Below are 14,342 nucleotides of genomic sequence, written 5' to 3' on the forward strand. Positions count from 1 at the left end.
AACGCCAGTCAATTCTATTTATTATAGTTATTATTTTTTTTATATGACGGAATGTCAAGCCAAGTGCGACAGTTCTTCTGAAAAAGATTCGTGAGCAGTCTTCCATCCCAAACATTTTCGTGGTCTGTGGTTGATGTACAATCCGTCACATAAAAAAAACCAGAGGCACATCGCTTGCTGCGATGTGCCTCTGCTGAAGCCTTACAACCGACATAAATCCACTCAAGTGTGAAACATGCGACATCTATTTTATTTTGTTGCTATCTCGAATCAGAGCGTAAGACCGCCGTCGGCCACTATGATGGACCCCGTCATATAACTTGAGCCATCCGAGGCCATGAAAGCAACCAGTTCAGCCAGTTCTTCAGGCTCTGCATAACGCCCAATCCGCATATTCGGGAATTCTTCTGGTACATAACCGCTTTCTTGCAGTGATTGAGGAACAGCCGCTGTTAAGGTTGTAGCCACTCCCCCAGGACAGATGGCATTTATGCGAATTCCTTTTCTCACATACTCGATTGCAGCTGCTTTTGTTAAACCTGCAACTCCGTGCTTGCTTGCAGTGTAGGCAGCCAAACTGTGCTCGGCACGTATTGCAGTCGTAGATGCGGTATTGATGATATGACCGTAGCCTTGTTTCTCCATCACTTGCAGGGCATACTTCATTCCAAAGAATATCCCTTTCAGATTAACACCAATCACCCGCGAAAATTCTTCTTCTGAGATTTCATGAAAGGGTTGGAATTTTTGCAAAATACCAGCATTGTTAAATGCCACATCAATTTTTCCATAAGTTTCAATTGCTTTCTGTATATAGTTCTGAACATCCTCACTTCGGGATACGTCAGCTTGAACAAAAACGGCCTCCCCACCATTTTTACGAACAAGCTCCAGCGTTTCTTCTCCTGTAGCAGTATTGAAGTCAACCAGCACCAGCTTGGCCTTTCTTGATGCCATCAGCACTGCGCTTGCCCGGCCAATTCCGCTTCCTGCACCTGTGATGGTGATGACTTTACCCTCAAGCGTAGCATCGTTTTTTCTGGAAGAAGGAGCAGCGTGGGTTTGTGGAGTTTCTTCTGCTACAAACACAATTGGAGCCAAATCATTCTTAATTGCTTCTAGTGTAGAAAGGGGAATGTTCACTTGAGGAAGGGCCACCAGCTGATCCAAAGTGAAATTGGAAGCCATCTTAAATGTTGGTTCTTTTACAAATTCAGGCAAATGTTTTTGCAGTACAGCAAACGCTTCCTCATGGTTTAATAAATTACCAATTTTAATATTTTCATTGTATGCCATTGGGCTCATCCTCCAGTAAAGTTAATATGTTTTTTAAATGATATTATAGCTATCATCATGATAGTAATGATATCATTTTGAGAATGTGGGTGCAACTATACCCAAAGTTATGGCCACGCAGAACACTTCCATATTGAAGAGATACTTAGATTGGAAAAGCTTCGTATCTTGCTGCAGGTCCAACTTTGCTTCGTGAGCCAGGTAAAAGTTAATCTGTGTGCTTCGCTATGTTTAACAAGCATGTTCATTGACAAGCAAGAGGCATCTTTGCTAGCATAATTGAAGCTGAATCCTGTAAGGAGGTCTTCCTCATTCAACCTAGTCAAAGACTTGAACATGAGCGCAGCAATCTGAGATTAACGCGACGCAGAAATATTATTGAAGCAGCCCAGATCGTTTTTACCAATAAAGGGTTTGAACAAGCTACGATGCAGGAAATCGCCAAGGAGGCGAGTTTGGGCGTAGCTACCATCTTCCGTTATTTCCCTAAAAAGGAGCAATTGATTGTGTCCGTAGCTACCAGGATTGTCCAATCCGAATTTGAGGTGTTATCGGAAATTGTTAGGGGCAAAGGCAACTGTTACGACAAGCTGGACAGAATTTTCGGTGTGCTCATCTTTTTTCAGAACACAGAGCATCAACGAAACTCTAAACTTATTGAAGCATTTGAATGTTACGTTGCGATGTCAAAAGAACCTCTGGAAGATATAGAAATCTATCAGGCACAATACAACAAACTGATCGCGCTTTTCAGCGAGCTTGCCTTACTTGGAGAGCAAGACGGCTCCGTAAGGACGGACCATATGACTACCGATACCATCATTACCATGATGAACGTTTTTGGAAATTTTTCCAAGAAAATGGCTATGCTGAATGGCATTGCGGCATTTCATACCCAGGTAGAAGAGGCAAAACAGTTCAAGATCCTGAAGAAATTGTTCCTGGACCAATTAAGAGCGTAAACATCGCCTTTGGGCTTTAGATTGGCTTCAGGATATCGCGGATTCCCAGATTATGAGGACCGATGTGAGCACATATTGAACAGGACAAGTGTACTTTCTCCTTTTGAGTTCATTTTTGTGCGACCGAGCTGCTGATCGGCCTCATTTGTCTGATGGTGTATTGATCGCTCCAGGTCCTTCCCAACTCATGCGAAAAAGGCCAGCCAGTATTCATACTAGCTAACCTCATGAAGTAAAATTAAATTTTTTCCTCACGCCTATTAAGAGAGCATAGTAGTTCCGCCATCAACGCCAATGGTTTGTCCTGTAACAAACTGTGCATCGTCAGATACCAAGAACATGACTACAGGAGCAATATCTTTTTTGGGATCACCTAATCGTTTAATCGGTTGAGGTGCCACTGCTGCGGCATATTCATCAGGGAAAGCCTCTTTCCACATCTTGGATGCCTCAGTTAAATGCACCTGGACAGATCACATTACACGTTATTCCAAATGCCCCTAGTTCAGTGGCACATACACGTGTCAATCCACGAATAGCTTCTTTTTGAGAACCATAAGCAGCAAAAGTCTCCATACCTTTAACGCCGGTTGTACTCGCAGTATTTACGATCCTGCCATATTTTTGTTTCTTCATGTAGGGACTATGTATTTTGTACAGAAGAAAGTGCCTAGCACCCCAGTAGTCCAACACAATTTCATTAGTTCAACAGTAGTATCTTCAACCAATGTCGGTAATGCACTTTTATCTGTTGCTTGAGCGTTATTGATTAATATATCAATTGTCCCATACTTTGAGACGGTTTCTTCAACCATAGACTTAACGCTTTTTTCATCCGCTACATTCGTTTTGATAAAAGTTACATCATAAAAAGCTATAGTGAAAAAATGATAGTCAAAGAATGGATAGTAAATGCTTTGCTGAATTTGATGAAGAACGCTTCGGATCAAGAAATAACGATTACCCAGATCACAATAAAAGCAGGTTTCTCCAGAACGACATATTATAGATAGCTTTATAATAAGGATGACATATTGGAAAGCTATACGGAATATTCGACAGAGGAATTTGCCTCGCTATTAAGACTGCACAAGAAGACTGATAGTAAGCAGTATTTCAACGTTTGTAAACATTTATTACAATAAATACTATGCAGATGCTATTTTTAATATCTTGATCAATTGGTTGCAAAGCGGTGCAATAGAATCCAGCCATGAGATGGGAGAAATATTGGAGAGGGTATTAAACAATAATGCAATCGAACCAACCATTTCTTCATTCGGTGTCTACTCAAACCTTCCACGTGTTCATATGGTCATGCTGGGAGCTGACAAATCTCTCCAGCATGACTTTGCAGTAGCATCTTTGCTTTGTGCTACCAATGCTTTTACTCCAATTTCCATTGCTCCTTTTCTCGCCTAAATCGCCCGTGCAATTTCGTTTGCCTCGGCTACGGCATTCAGCGCTCTGCGAGCTTGAACCGCATCTCCGATAACATGACATGGAATGTGATGCTCTCTGCAAAACGCATTTATATTCTCAAAATTTCGTGATTTGGCACCAATAGCAACCACAACCGAATCACATGGATATTCTTGAAGCTGTCCCTTGCTTTCAATTACAACTGCGTTGTCCTTAATTTCCACACATTTGGCATCCGTTAAGGTTTTCACTCCAGAAGCATAAAGATTTTCCATGACGCATATCGAACGCAGCTGCCCCAAATCCTTGGCTACTTGATCCATCATTTCTACCACTGTTATTTCGGAGGCTTGATCGTGTAAATATTCAGCCACCTCTAAGCCCACCAGGCCGCCCCCGACAACGACAACCTTGCCGAAAATCGTCAGCTTGCCAGCAAGAACATCATGAGAGTTTGTTACCAATGGCAAGTGGCTGCCGGGAACTTTCAATTCCATCGGAGTAGAACCAACGGCAATGATCACTTCGTCGGGCTGAAGCTCCGCAATAAGAGAAGCGGTAACAGGCGTTCCAAGCTTCACATCTACACCTTCTCTGATGGCCTGCTCCCCCATAGCCAAAGCTGCTGTCTTCATCTCTTCTTTTCTCGGTGCTTCGCCGGCAAGTGCAAACTGTCCGCCTAACGCGTCAGAAGCTTCGCATACTATCGGATGATGGCCTCTGCGCTTCAAAATTATAGCTGCCTCAAGACCTGCTATCCCGCCGCCCGCAACCAAAACTTTTTTGGGGTACTCGGTAGTCGTTAGCTTGTATTCGATTTCTCTGCCCAGTGCCGGATTTCTCAAGCAAGTGATAAATGGTATTTCCGTTGAGACAAATCCGTCATAGCAACCTTGATTGCATCCGACACACCGGACAATACCCTCTGCTTTTCCCGCTTGTGCCTTATTGCAGAATTCAGGATCGGCAAGCTGAGCACGCCCAATTACAACCATATCCGCCTTATCACTTGAAAGAATCTCATCCGCCTGAGCAGGATCATTAATTCGGCCTACAGCTACAGTAATCATGCCAGTATCCTTCCTGATTCTGGCCGCATTATCGACGTTGAAGCCTCTGGGCAGATCGATGGGAGGAACCTCGTAAATAATGCCCGAAGAGGAAAAGTTGCCTCTGGATACATCCAATATGTCTACTCCGGCTTGCTTGGCCAGCTTGCAAAATTGGATAACCTCTTCAATGGTCAGGCCGTCTTCCAAATAATCGTCATGCGCGTCAATTCGCATGAACAGCGGCATGTCAGCGGGCATATTCTGACGAATAGCCTCAATGCATTCAATCAGGAACCTTGCCCGATGATCCAAATCCCCACCGTATTCATCCGTTCTCCGATTAAAATGGGAGCTGAGAAAGGAATGAGGAGTGTAATTATGACCAGCGTGAAATTCGATGGTGTCGAAGCCAGCTTCTACTGCCCTTTTGGAAGCTTCTCCAAATGCTTTGACCACTTCTTGAATAGTCTCTAGGCTTGCTCCGGGGATGGTGTGCTCTGTTCCCGGCACCAGTATGGGACTTGGAATGATGATCATTTGCTCAGGATCGCTTCCGACAGCCAGGCCTCCGAGCCAGAGTTGAGCTCCTGCCTTCCCCCCCGCTTCGTGAATCGCATCCGTAAGTTTCTTCAAACCAGGAATGTATTTGTCCTCCGAAATCGCAAGATATTTCTTCGGGGAAGCAAGCTTGTAGACAGAGCATACTTCTGTAATATTTAAACCGCAGCCACCTTCAACCCTTGCTACATGATAATCAATCAACTGCTGCGTTACAAAACGGTCCTCGCTTGCCATCTTTGTTCCCATTGCCGGAAACATAACCCGATTCTTTAGTTCCAACCCTTTAATTTTGATAGGACTAAAAAGAGTGTCGTATACCATATAAATTCTCCTCCTCGATACTACTAAAACCTTTAATTTGTGATTTTTTTCACAACTTTGTTTATAAACATACCAACTTGTAATTCACAATTTAAATATAAGCTGAACAGATAATTAAATCAATTCGTTTAGAACATTTTGTTTGAATTTTTTCATAAAAAATAGACTATCCCAGCATAGTCTATTGGTCTCACGCTTCCTGCACTCCTTAAGTTGATATCAGAGTCCTGATCAGCAGCTTGAGATATGTCATTCTATCCTTTCTTTCGACTAATAGCGTTCCTCCCAAGTCCTCATTGCCATCATACTCAGTCGGATAATTAATAGAAGCGGTAAAAATTAAGTATTTATAATTCAAGTATGTTTCATCACCCAGAATAAGCTGGCGAATTAGCTCTTTCAACCGTTTCTCTATTTCCGCAGATATGTCGATAATTTTTCTTGAGACCTCGTCGATGTCGGCACGCTTTTTTGAATCTCTCAAAATTACCATATTTCCTGGGAATCTCAACGAATATTCCATGATTTCATTGGCCGTCAACACCAACATTTCTTCTACCTTATAATTCTTGTTGTTCAATATAGCTAAAACGGTCAAGGTGTTCTCAATGTAAAACTCCTTGACCAACCTCAGCATTTCTTCTTTTGACCGAAAATAATAGTTAATCGCACTGACGTTTACATTAGCTTCCTTAGCTATAGTCCTAATGGGTATATCGCAGGTTTTGTTAATTCCCATTAGGTATAGAGCCCGATCGAGAATCCGTTCTTCTATGCTCTTAAGCTTTCTCATTTGCCACCTCTGTAAATTGTTAATCTTTAACGTATTATATCAAATCAGCTAATATTAACAATGGAACAACAAAATTAAAGCGAAGTATTAATGATGCTATCCAAAAACATTTCCTCTCCGTTTCAAACAAAAAAGCTGCTGATTGATCAGCAGTTTAAGATATTCATTTTTTGCAGCATCTTCCTCTCTACAATTCATATTTGAAGTAAGCTTTCAGCATGAAGCTGTGTGTAAATGTCGCTAGATTTTCGAATGCTACATCTTTTAAACCGAATTCAGTCGCCTTTTCTTCTCTCACGGTCCAATAGCGGTCGACAGTTAAATTAACGTAAATATATTTTAAGTAAACTTTGGGAGATTCATGAGATAAGTAGAGTAAGATTATCCTCATATGAAGGTTGTTCAAAGTATGTAAAAGTTCTTTCATTTTCTGGTGTTTTTGGAGTAGCAAAGGACTACCTTTAACTGCATCTAACCCAGATGTTCGATATTGCGGTGACGGCGATATCGTCATCACCGCACTGCTCCCCGGCTGAGGCAAAGAATGCAGTCCGCGAAGATCCGACGATTATTTCGCGGAATAGCCGCCGTCGATTGGCAGTTCCACGCCTGTAATGTAGGAAAACTCGTCCGACGCCAAGAATAGGACGCCGTTGGCGATATCCTCCGGCTTACCCAAACGTGGAAGCGGCGTCTGCGATAGGAACCATTGATTCATATTCTCGTCCTTGAACAAATCGACCATCATCGGCTTTTCAATATATCCGGGATGGATGGAGTTTTTAGTATACTCGTCAACATTTTGTATTGCAAATCCGTTCCGTGTATCTTTGCAAATGATATTAATTCACTATAATAGAAAAAGTATCTACTAGACATCGTAGTTAAGAGCTGTATCGAAGCGGAATCAACCTGTAAAACGTGTTCAATATGAATGTAAATAGTTGTTATACCTTTATCATTTGTCTTTGTAGTAATAGATCGTACGCCCCATCAGCTAGAGTTTATTTCAAATTAACTTTAAAGAACTCAAGACCATCAGCCATAACCTCTTCTCTCTTATGGAAATTATAATTGCGGATGTTTGAACTGGGCATGCACGGGCAGATTCTTACGCCTTTCAACACTGCAAAGCAATAGCTCTTACTCACTTTTAATGAGATTGCTCCGTGGTCGTCTTTTGAGTTCCACTAATTTTCCAATGATACGAAAACACCCGATACGGTTGTGAACCGATCGGGTGTTATGTGTCTTGGTAGAAAAATGCTACTCAACGAGTTCTGTCGTGAGATAATTTTAATTTGAATGATAACGGTAACTAAAGTCTAAACAGTCTCATTTCCCCAAATGCTTACTAGATCATTGATTTGAAGCGATACGACCCTTAGGTCTCCGTCAATGGTATAGAGCTCTAGCCCTCTACTTTCCGAATCAGGGAAAATCATGTCTGAAATGATTGTTTTTCCATGATTTCCGAAGACCTCGACACTTGACCAATCCACATAAATGCTCAACTGTATCCGTTCATGCTCTGGCTTCATAGGGGCCTTGTGTATCGCTGTGAAATCGGAATGAAAATCAATGGCGCTCGACTTCGTCCGATCGACGGACAACTCCCCATTCGAGATATTATATCCGATGATCGTCTCCTGATTGGAAGACTTCCGCACTTTGAACCCGAATTCCACGGCCGTACTGATTTCAAATTCTGCAATAATTTCTGCCTTTGCAGCAGAAATATCAGACAACACGTTCATACCTGGCTTAATCGTCAAGTCTTGCAGAGACAAAATCGGTTCTCTTAGCTGACTTAATTCACTTATGGGTGCTTGGATTAAGTGAAGTCCTTCCGGACAAGTCCTAAGCTGTAGCTCACGGGGAATTGACATCTTGCCACGCCATTCCTCTGAAGGTAGCGTGGTAGCATAACGCCAATTGTTCATCCAGCCGACCCAAATCTTTCGTCCGTCCTCGTTTGGAATGCCATTCCAGGTCACGGCCGCGTAAAAGTCTGATCCGTAGTCTACCCATTTAATAGCATCGAAAGTTTCCAGCGCTTCATCCAGAGTAAATGTCTTACCGTCAAAGTTGCCAATGAAATACATCATGCCAGAACCCCCTGCCGGTGGTTCCGGATCGTCTGGATTCACACCATTTCTATCCCCCACACTTAGCATTAGTATCCACTTCGTGGTATTCTCATCCCCATCTACTCGGATTCGAAATACATCAGGACATTCAAATATCCCTCGGTGTATACACGGAATGTCGGAACCGAACTCGCTTGCAAACGACCATTCTTTGAGGTTTGGAGATGTGTAAAATTCTACACGTTCTCTTACGGCAAGAACCATGATCCACATTGACGATTCATCATGCCAAAACACCTTCGGGTCACGAAAGTCTAGCGTTTCCGTTGGGAATAAAACCGGGTTACCTTCATATTTTATCCAGGTTCGACCTTTGTCCTTGCTGTAAGCAATGCTTTGCACCTGCGGCTTGCCGGGCTGAGCCTTGTTGCCCTCATTCGTATAAATGGCAATCAAGCCTGATCCTTCCTCGTCGAAAAATCCGCTGGTATTGTTCTTATCCACCACCGCACTTCCCGAGAAGATCGCTCCGTCCTCTCCAGGCGGAATTGCCGGTGGGAGTTCTTCCCAATTCACCAGATCCTTGCTTACCGCATGTCCCCAATGCATGCGACCAAAGTCAGGACGCGTATCATGGGGCGTATGCTGGTAGAACAGGTGGTACTCTCCCTCATAGTAAACCAAGCCGTTGGGATCGTTCATCCAATTTTTCTCCGGTGAATAATGAAATTGAGGCCTGTATGTCTCCCTATAATTACTGTTTCGTGATCCTTTTCTGCTGCTACTGTCGTCCGTTAGGTGCATGTCTTTAATGGTATCCACTCTCCTATTGATTGTTGATAAGGTGTTAACAGCCCCAACCACCTTTTATATGTTTCAGCCTTGATCTTTAAGATATCTGTCATAGCCTTTCTGTTTGATTTCCAGCCATTTGTCCAGTCCCAGTCTGGAAAGCTCGGCTTTATAATCCGCCCATTCTTCTTCCACTTTGCCTGTTTTGATCCATTCCGCCCGTTTGCGGTTAACATAGGCAAATAAGTCTGTTTCCAAGGTAGAGATCTGCTTCTGATCCTCCAGCGAGAAGAAGACTTTCGGGAAATTGTGGTCAGCCTTCATATAAGGAACAAGTCTTTCTTTCATGAGCTTGAGCCGCCCTACTGCATCATCGGGCTTGGTCGTTACTTTTCCGTAATACTCGTCAAGAATTGCCAATGGACCACCGATATTCGTTTTTTGCCGCAGCTCGACAGGAGCCGTTCCCTTAAGCGGAAGATGCTTCAGCATATGACTCGCTTCATCGTATTCAAAAATGTTCTGCTGAGTTTTGTCGCCGTAGGTGCCCCAGTTGTCCTGTACGGACTGGATAGGATCATACAGTTGGTCAATCCATTTTGCCGTAAGCTCAAGATTTTTGTTGTCACTGGTAATCACCATTCTCCCCCGGTCAAAGCCGAGATTGTTCGTGCGGGTCACATTGACTTTACCGCTTGGCCCCGCGAGCGGATTCATCAATTCATATTTATCGTTGTCTCCTGAAATATTCGCCTTATCCCATTGAAAGTAGAGACCGTATTTTTCATTCTGGCCTTTGGCCAGATACGTATTGTAATCCTGCTCGAATGACTCTTCGTCGATCAGGTTCAGCTTATACAGCTCATTAAGATATTTGATCCCCTCTTTATAACCGTCCTGATCGGCAGTGAAGACCACTTTCCCCTCATTGGTCACTACAGTATGATCACCATTGTCCCCAAGACCGAATGATCCGAACAGAAAATTCAGGTCCTCATTGCCGTTATTGAGTATAAAAGACAGCGGGATTTCATCCGCTTGGCCATTTCCGTTAGGGTCGCCATTTTTAAATGCGAGCAGCACATTTTTTAAATCCTCAGTAGTTTTCGGCATTTTAAGACCCAGTTTTTTCAGCCACTCCACATTGATCCATGGCATGTCGTTTACAGAATGAATGCTCTCCTTCCCGGCCCCCAGCTCCTCAATCCAGGGAAAAGCATAAATATGCCCGTCCTGTGCGGTTATCATGGATTTGTACTCAGGTGCTTCCTTCAATACCTTTTGCAGATTTGGCATATATTTTTGAATCAAATCCTCCAGAGGGATAATGGTTTCATCCTGTCCGAGGTTCAACAAATCATAGTCGGAATATCCGGCATCCAGTATGGCATCTGGAAGATCTCCACTGGCAACAGCCAGGTTTCTTTTTTCAATGAAGGAATCAGAGGTGAAGTTGGTAAAATCGATATGCACACCTGTTTTTTCTTCCAGCCTTTTATAAATCAGCTTTTCATTTGGATCGGAAGGTGCCAGTGGCGAGCTTTGAGTCATAAAATGCAAGGTAACTTTCTCTTTAAGCGGCAGAGTGACATTTTCCAGCTTGTAATCTTCGGATGCCGCAGAATTATTGCCTGAACCGCCACATCCGGCAAGCAGTGAAGTGGAAAGTACCAGCACAGACAAGGTTAGTAATGTTTTGTTCATCTCTATTCCCCCGGTTTGTTATTTGATCGAACCTACCATGACACCTTTTTCAAAATACTTCTGGAAGAATGGATACATGACAATCAAAGGCAAACTTGATATGACAATGGCAGAGTATTTAATCATTTCGGACAATTTCTTAAGCTCCGCTTGCGCCAGCGCATCGGCAATCATACCGGGCTGAACCTGATTCTGTATCAAAATGGAGCGCAACACCAGTTGAAGCGGAAACAGCTTCGGATCATCCAGATAAATCATGGCGTCGAAATAAGAATTCCATTGTCCGACAAAAGCGTATAAAGCTAGAACAAAAATAATAGGCTTCGACAACGGCAGGACGATTTTAAAGAAAATACTGAGCTCGGAAGCTCCGTCTATGCTCGCCGCCTGAAACAGCTCTTTGGGAAGCCCTTGGAAATAAGTCTTTGCCAGAATAATATTGAATACGCTGATCGAGCCGGGCAGAATAATGGCCCACACCGTATTTAACATGCCTAAATCCTTAATCACCAGATAGGTTGGAATCAGACCGCCACCGAAAAACATCGTTATCAGGAAAAAGATCATAATGGACCGTTTCCCTGCCAGCCCTTCAATCGCAAGCGGGTAAGCCGCGAAGACGGAAAACAATACGGTTGCGAACGCAAAGGCTGCTGAATAAAAAATGGCATTAAAAAAACCGCGGATCATGGCACCGTTGCTTAGGATTTTGGCATATCCCGTGAGTGTCCAGTCGGATGATGTAATGGCAAACCCTTTGCTAATCAGGGTATTGGGAGTCAAAAAGGACGAAAGCACCACATAAACCAGCGGTAACAGAATAGCGAGAACAAACAAACCAAGCAGAATATAATTGATGATGATCAGAATCCGGTCCTTCCCGGTGTAATGAATATCCATAAATACCTCCTTCTTTAATACAGCCCTTCCCCTTCGTTCAGCTTCTTGACGACGGTATTTACGAAAATCAGCAGGACCACATTAATCACGGAATTGAATAACCCGATTGCCGTAGAATAAGCATAATCGCCAGATTGCAACCCCACCTTGTATACATAAGTCGCGATGATTTCCGAGGTTGGCGTGTTCAGAGCCGTCTGCATCAGGTAAGCCTTTTCATAGCCGATCGACATGATGCCTCCTGCAGCGAGAATGAATAGGACGGCCATGACGGGTTTGAGAGCTGGCAGATCAATGTGGAAGATTCTCTTCATCAAAGAAGCGCCATCAATTGTTGCAGCGTCATGTAGCTGCGGGTCCACGTTAGCTAAGGTGGCCACATAAATGATAGAGGACCAGCCCGCTGTTTGCCATATACCGGACAATATATATACCGTTCGGAAATAGGCGGGATCAGTCATAAAAGAAATCGGCTTGCCGGTGAAGGTTGTTACCAAAGCGTTCACTATTCCAGTCGGCGATAGAAAAACAAACAGCATACCGGCAACAACAACAACCGAGATGAAGTTAGGTGCGTAAACAATAAGCTGAATATTCTTCTTGAGCTTCGCTCCTCTGATCAGATTTAGCATTAAGGCCAGAATGATGGGTACTGGGAAACCGAGAATAAGACCGTAAGCGCTTAATTTAAGCGTATTCATTAAAATGTCATAAAAATTTGGTGATGAAAGAAACCGCTGAAAATGTTCAAATCCAACCCATTCGCTGCCCATGATGCCTTTTCTTGGACTGAAATTTTTAAACGCAATGATCGAGCCGTACATGGGAACATACTTGAAAATGACGGTAAGAACTATGGACGGAAGCAGAAACAAATACAATATATAATTTCGAACCATGTAACTTAGCCAATGGTTTCTTTTTTTTGTTTCTGAAGCCTTAACTCCCCTTTTTTGAGCGATCGAGTTTGCCAATCTTTTCCCCCCTACTGTTCACGGCTTGTTATTAAAGACAGTTCTAAGCCATGTTACGTCATCTCTCTGACATAATTACGCAAGATGTTTTGCAAATGCCTTACTGGTAATTCACCCACCTCCAACATGACTAGAAATTTACACTTCCCCAAGATGAATGGGTTTACATTTTACATTTGAACATTTTTTCTATTACAATTTAACAGGTGCACATTGAATAAGTCAATACATTTCGGCAACTAAATTCATTAAAAACACATGATTCAAGAGGAATATAATATTTTTAGCACCAATTCCCTTAAAAATGCATCAAATAAACATACAAATGTAAACTTATTTTGTTCATTTGAATAATTTCATTGTTAAAAGCATGAAAATACTATATATTTAGAAATATGAAGAATCTTAATTCGGGAGAATAAGGTGGAACAATATGACGAGAAAGTCAAAGGTTACTATTCAAGACATCGCTGATGCCCTGGGAATTTCCAGAAACACTGCATCCAAGGCGCTTAATGGAGTAGAGAATATTCCTGCCGTAACGAGGGACAAGGTGATCAAAAAAGCAGTGGAGCTTAAATACAAACAATTTTCTTATATGGAAACAGCCTCTGAAAAACAGGGCAATATCGCACTTTTGACCTGTAATCTTCCCAATAGCTCACACTTTGGATCGCAGCTGATCAGCGGGCTGGAGAAGGAAATCAGCAACCAGGGCTATACTTTATCCATTTATTTTGTCCGTGAGAACGATATCAATACGATGACCCTACCCGGTAATTTCGAGCCTTCGAATGTGGCTGGCATCTTCTGCATCGAAATGTTCAGCAAGGAATACAGCAAGCTGATCACGGATCTTGGCATCCCAACCATTTTTATTGATTGTGCTGCAGATATGGTGTATCCGGAATTGAAGGCAGATCTGGTATTGATGGAAAATGAGCACAGCACATACTGTGTTACCCGGAAATTAATAGATCATGGCTACGAAAGCTTCGGTTTTGTAGGCGATTACAATCACTGCAAAAGCTTCAATGAACGCTGGACGGGATTCAATAAGGCCCTGGCAGAAGCCGGAATCACCTTGGACCCTGCCCATAGCATTGTAGCGCCGGACCGCAATTTCTTTATAGAGGAGAACTGGATGGAGCAGCAATTGGATGCCCTGAGGGAGTGCCCCTCCGTCTTTATTTGCGCCAATGATTTTATTGCCATCAGCGTGATAAAATCTTTGAAAAACAAGGGGATTAAAGTCCCGGAAGATGTTGCTGTCTGCGGGTTCGATGATGCTTCAGAATCCCGGGTAGTCGAGCCCCATCTGACTACCGTACATATTTACAGTAGTCAGATGGGTATTATTTCAGCCGAAATGTTATTATCCAGAATCAAAGATAATACCATGCCGTACCGAGTAACCCATGTTGCAACGGATATCGTATACCGGGACTCGACGCCTGTTTTAAACTAAATCTGCC

The 14,342-nt window shown here is 43.0% G+C and carries 10 protein-coding genes and 3 pseudogenes; 3 read left to right on the forward strand and 10 right to left on the reverse strand.

Annotated elements, in window-relative coordinates:
* Positions 1-270: 270 nt before the first annotated feature.
* Positions 271-1,014 (reverse strand): annotated as a pseudogene (locus tag ABH897_RS14020) (SDR family NAD(P)-dependent oxidoreductase); the annotation flags it as partial.
* A gap of 659 nt (positions 1,015-1,673) precedes the next feature.
* Between ABH897_RS14020 and ABH897_RS14025 the strand changes: the two are divergent.
* On the forward strand, positions 1,674-2,258 hold the full coding sequence (locus tag ABH897_RS14025) for a TetR/AcrR family transcriptional regulator (protein WP_404592364.1): 585 nt from the start codon (positions 1,674-1,676) through the stop codon (positions 2,256-2,258).
* Positions 2,259-2,518: 260 nt separating this feature from the next.
* Here the strand turns inward: ABH897_RS14025 and ABH897_RS14030 are convergent, their stop codons facing one another.
* Both ABH897_RS14030 and ABH897_RS14035 read right to left on the reverse strand, forming a co-directional pair.
* Positions 2,519-2,698, reverse strand: coding sequence for an SDR family oxidoreductase (locus tag ABH897_RS14030; protein WP_404529658.1), 180 nt, complete (start codon positions 2,696-2,698; stop codon positions 2,519-2,521).
* A 10-nt stretch (positions 2,699-2,708) separates the two neighbouring features.
* A pseudogene (locus ABH897_RS14035) lies at positions 2,709-3,073 on the reverse strand (SDR family NAD(P)-dependent oxidoreductase).
* Positions 3,074-3,431: 358 nt separating this feature from the next.
* Here ABH897_RS14035 and ABH897_RS14040 point away from each other — a divergent pair.
* Complete coding sequence (locus tag ABH897_RS14040; protein WP_283657929.1) at positions 3,432-3,680, forward strand: hypothetical protein; 249 nt, start codon at positions 3,432-3,434, stop codon at positions 3,678-3,680.
* Here ABH897_RS14040 and baiCD read toward each other — a convergent pair.
* The 7 genes and pseudogenes from baiCD to ABH897_RS14075 form a co-directional block, all read right to left on the reverse strand.
* A complete protein-coding gene (gene baiCD / locus ABH897_RS14045; RefSeq protein WP_404592242.1) occupies positions 3,677-5,614 on the reverse strand; it encodes a bile acid Fe-S flavoenzyme BaiCD in 1,938 nt (645 codons plus the stop codon). The two genes, ABH897_RS14040 and baiCD, sit on opposite strands and share 4 nt — an antisense overlap.
* A gap of 208 nt (positions 5,615-5,822) precedes the next feature.
* Positions 5,823-6,407, reverse strand: a complete 585-nt coding sequence (locus tag ABH897_RS14050; protein ID WP_283656037.1) for a TetR/AcrR family transcriptional regulator — start codon at positions 6,405-6,407, stop codon at positions 5,823-5,825.
* 568 nt (positions 6,408-6,975) lie between these two features.
* A pseudogene (locus ABH897_RS14055) lies at positions 6,976-7,188 on the reverse strand (SDR family NAD(P)-dependent oxidoreductase); the annotation flags it as partial.
* A gap of 544 nt (positions 7,189-7,732) precedes the next feature.
* A complete protein-coding gene (locus ABH897_RS14060) occupies positions 7,733-9,301 on the reverse strand; it encodes a glycoside hydrolase family 32 protein (RefSeq protein ID WP_404520234.1) in 1,569 nt (522 codons plus the stop codon).
* Between the two features lie 72 nt (positions 9,302-9,373).
* Positions 9,374-10,993, reverse strand: coding sequence for an ABC transporter substrate-binding protein (locus ABH897_RS14065; RefSeq protein WP_283656036.1), 1,620 nt, complete (start codon positions 10,991-10,993; stop codon positions 9,374-9,376).
* Positions 10,994-11,011: 18 nt separating this feature from the next.
* Complete coding sequence (locus ABH897_RS14070) at positions 11,012-11,893, reverse strand: carbohydrate ABC transporter permease (protein ID WP_283656035.1); 882 nt, start codon at positions 11,891-11,893, stop codon at positions 11,012-11,014.
* A 14-nt stretch (positions 11,894-11,907) separates the two neighbouring features.
* Positions 11,908-12,792, reverse strand: a complete 885-nt coding sequence (locus tag ABH897_RS14075) for an ABC transporter permease (RefSeq protein ID WP_283656034.1) — start codon at positions 12,790-12,792, stop codon at positions 11,908-11,910.
* 508 nt (positions 12,793-13,300) lie between these two features.
* Here ABH897_RS14075 and ABH897_RS14080 point away from each other — a divergent pair.
* Positions 13,301-14,335: a LacI family DNA-binding transcriptional regulator gene (locus ABH897_RS14080; RefSeq protein WP_283656033.1), complete on the forward strand. Its 1,035-nt coding sequence runs from the start codon at positions 13,301-13,303 to the stop codon at positions 14,333-14,335.
* Positions 14,336-14,342 lie beyond the last annotated feature (7 nt).

The organism is Paenibacillus sp. RC73, assembly GCF_044908085.1.
GTDB lineage: Bacteria > Bacillota > Bacilli > Paenibacillales > Paenibacillaceae > Paenibacillus > Paenibacillus terrae_A.

What these genes read in the sequence shown, in the direction of transcription:
- ABH897_RS14030 (WP_404529658.1), bottom strand. Translation starts at nt 2,698, where the DNA reads ATGTGGAAAGAGGCTTTCCCTGATGAATATGCCGCAGCAGTGGCACCT.
- baiCD (WP_404592242.1), bottom strand. Translation starts at nt 5,614, where the DNA reads ATGGTATACGACACTCTTTTTAGTCCTATCAAAATTAAAGGGTTGGAA.
- ABH897_RS14050 (WP_283656037.1), bottom strand. Translation starts at nt 6,407, where the DNA reads ATGAGAAAGCTTAAGAGCATAGAAGAACGGATTCTCGATCGGGCTCTA.
- ABH897_RS14060 (WP_404520234.1), bottom strand. Translation starts at nt 9,301, where the DNA reads ATGCACCTAACGGACGACAGTAGCAGCAGAAAAGGATCACGAAACAGT.
- ABH897_RS14065 (WP_283656036.1), bottom strand. Translation starts at nt 10,993, where the DNA reads ATGAACAAAACATTACTAACCTTGTCTGTGCTGGTACTTTCCACTTCA.
- ABH897_RS14070 (WP_283656035.1), bottom strand. Translation starts at nt 11,893, where the DNA reads ATGGATATTCATTACACCGGGAAGGACCGGATTCTGATCATCATCAAT.
- ABH897_RS14075 (WP_283656034.1), bottom strand. Translation starts at nt 12,792, where the DNA reads ATGGTTCGAAATTATATATTGTATTTGTTTCTGCTTCCGTCCATAGTT.
- ABH897_RS14080 (WP_283656033.1), top strand. Translation starts at nt 13,301, where the DNA reads ATGACGAGAAAGTCAAAGGTTACTATTCAAGACATCGCTGATGCCCTG.